Raw genomic sequence first — 2,452 nt, 5'->3', positions numbered from 1 at the left:
CGCAGTGATGCGTGAGCCGATCCAACATCGCGGTCGTCATCTTGGCGTCGGCGAAGATCTGTGGCCAATCGGCGAAGGCGAGATTGGTGGTGATGATGATCGAGGTGTTCTCGTAGAGCTTGCTGATCAAGTGGAAGAGCAACTGCGCGCCGGCCTGGCTGAAAGGCAGATAGCCGAGCTCATCGATGACGACGAGATCCTGGCGCAGCAGGGCTTCGACAATGCGCCCGCTCTTGCCGGCGGCCTTCTCCTGTTCGAGCTGATTGACCAGGTCGACGAGGTTGAAGAAGCGTCCGCGGGCACGCGCCCGGATGACGGCGGCGGCGATCGCGATGGCGAGATGGGTCTTTCCCGTTCCGGTGCCGCCGATCAGGATGAGATTGCGCCTGGCGTCGATGAACTCACCGGCAGCGAGCTCGCGGATGTGCCCCTCGTCCACCGGCGTGTCGTCGAAGATGAAGGCATCGAGATCCTTCAGCACCGGGAATCTGGCGCCGCTGATGCGGTAGTTGATTGAACGCGACTGGCGATGGGTTAGCTCCGCGCGGATTAGGCTCGCCAACAGGGGATAGATCTCTTCGCGGCGGCTCAGGCCTTTGCCGGCGATCTCGTCGAAGCTGGCGCGCATGCCGTAGAGCTTGAGGCTGGTCATCGCCTCGATCAGTTGGTGGCGTTCCATGGCGGGGCTTCCCTTCTCTTGCGCAGGTTGTCGTATCGGGCGCAGTCGGCGACCGGCTCGGTCTTTAGCCTGAGGGCGTTGGGTGTGGTGATGCTGGCTGGAACAGGCGGTTGGCGACGGCGCGCCAGGATCGCGATGACGACGTCGCCGCTGGCGATGCCGGCCGCGAGCGCCTCGGTGCAGGCCTCCGCCACGGCGGCAATGCCGTCCTCGGGGACGCGGCCGAGGATCTTCACAAACTGACGGTCACCATCGGCATGACGCCGCAGCTTCTCACGCACCACGGTGAGCGGCGCCGGCAAATCCCAGTCCTTAAACGGCGCGCCATTGCGTAGAGCGCCCGGCTTGCGCATCAGCACCGGCAGATAGTGCCAGGGATCATAGACGACCTGATCGCGCTTGAAGCTGCGGGGATGGTCGGCGACCTTCTCGCCATCGAGCAACACAACGATCCGGTCGGCATAGGCGCGCACCAGCACGGCGCGGCCGGCGGCCCGGGCATCGACGCTGTACTTGTTGCGATCATGCGTGATCAGGCAGGTCGTGGTCGCCCGCATCGGCTTCTCGACGAAGCCGGCGAAGGGGCCCAGATATGGCATCAGCCGCGCCTTCTCCTCCTCGAAGACCTCGATGACAGACCGATCGCGGAACTCGGGATGCTTGGCCCGCCGAGCGTAGGCGACACATTGGTCGGCGAGCCAGGCGTTCAACTCGTCGAGCGTCTTCACCTTCGGCCGCGGGCGGAACAGCAAATCGCGGATCGTGCCGACCTGGTTCTCGACCTGGCCCTTCTCCCAGCCGGCCGCCGGCGTGCAGGCCACCGGCTCGACGAGGTGATGCGAGCAGAGCTGAAGGAAGCGCCGGTTGTACTCCCGGGCGCGGCCGACGAAGACGGTCTCCACCGCGGTCTTCATGTTGTCGTAGATGCCGCGCCGACAGACCCCGCCATAGAAGGCGAAGGCCTTGTCATGCGCGTCGAAGACCATCTCCTGCGTCTCGCGGAAATAGGCGCGCACGATCGGCATCCGGCTATAGGCCAGTCGCATCTGAGCGACCTTCACCACCACGGGCAGCCCGTGGAGTTCGATCGCCTCGTGGCTCCAGTCGAACTGATAAGCCTCGCCGGGATCGAAGCGCAGCGGGATGAAGGCCTGCGCCGGCAGCCGGGCGCGATCGGCACGCCAGGCCTTCACGAACCGATGGACGCTGTCATGGGCTCCGTCGTAGCCGCGCCCGCGCAGCTCCTCGAACAGCCGGATCGTGGAGCGTCGCTCGCGCCGGGGCAGCCGATCTTCGGCCTCGAGGATCGCCGTCAGCGTATCGACCCAGGCTCCCAGCTTCCGCCGCGGCTGGACCTGGCGCTTGTAGGAGAACTCGGTCGCGCCGGAGCGGAGCACTTTGCGAACCGTGTCGCGCGCAATGCCGAGCTCTCGCGCGATCCGCTTGATCCCCTTGCCGTTCTGGAAATGCTCGAACCGGATCCGACCGATCGTCTCCACACCCGTCATCCCCGGACCCTTCCGAAAAGACGGAAGGATCAGCCATGGCCGATAACAGGGGGGCTAACCTTCAAAGCGATAACCGCCCCCAACGGGGTCAACATTGCAGGCGATCTCACAGGCCCGCGCCCAGCAACTCACCCATGGCAACATGGACGGGTACCGGGGGCTCGCTCAGATGTATTTCGAGACCCTCGACACCATCGACCCCGAGCGCATCCTCACGGCCGACTTCGGTTCCAACATCACGGCCCGCATGTCCGGCGGTAAGGTC

At 65.1% G+C, this 2,452-nt stretch carries 2 protein-coding genes; both read right to left on the bottom strand.

The genetic code is table 11. The features are described 5' to 3' along the window. On the bottom strand, positions 1-679 hold a 679-nt coding region (istB, locus tag BGN95_RS05540; protein WP_286771889.1), incomplete at its 3' end, for an IS21-like element helper ATPase IstB. Then, positions 661-2,187: an IS21 family transposase gene (gene istA, locus BGN95_RS05535; protein WP_286771888.1), complete on the bottom strand. Its 1,527-nt coding sequence runs from the start codon at positions 2,185-2,187 to the stop codon at positions 661-663. The genes istB and istA, both read right to left, overlap by 19 nt. Positions 2,188-2,452: the final 265 nt, after the last annotated feature.

This window comes from Sphingomonas sp. 66-10 (assembly GCF_001897045.1).
Classification (GTDB): domain Bacteria; phylum Pseudomonadota; class Alphaproteobacteria; order Sphingomonadales; family Sphingomonadaceae; genus Sphingomonas; species Sphingomonas lycopersici.
This window is presented reverse-complemented; position numbering and strand designations above follow the sequence as displayed.

Bases quoted from the DNA above. Each gene is read 5' to 3' on its own strand.
- istA (WP_286771888.1), bottom strand. From the start codon at position 2,187: ATGACGGGTGTGGAGACGATCGGTCGGATCCGGTTCGAGCATTTCCAG.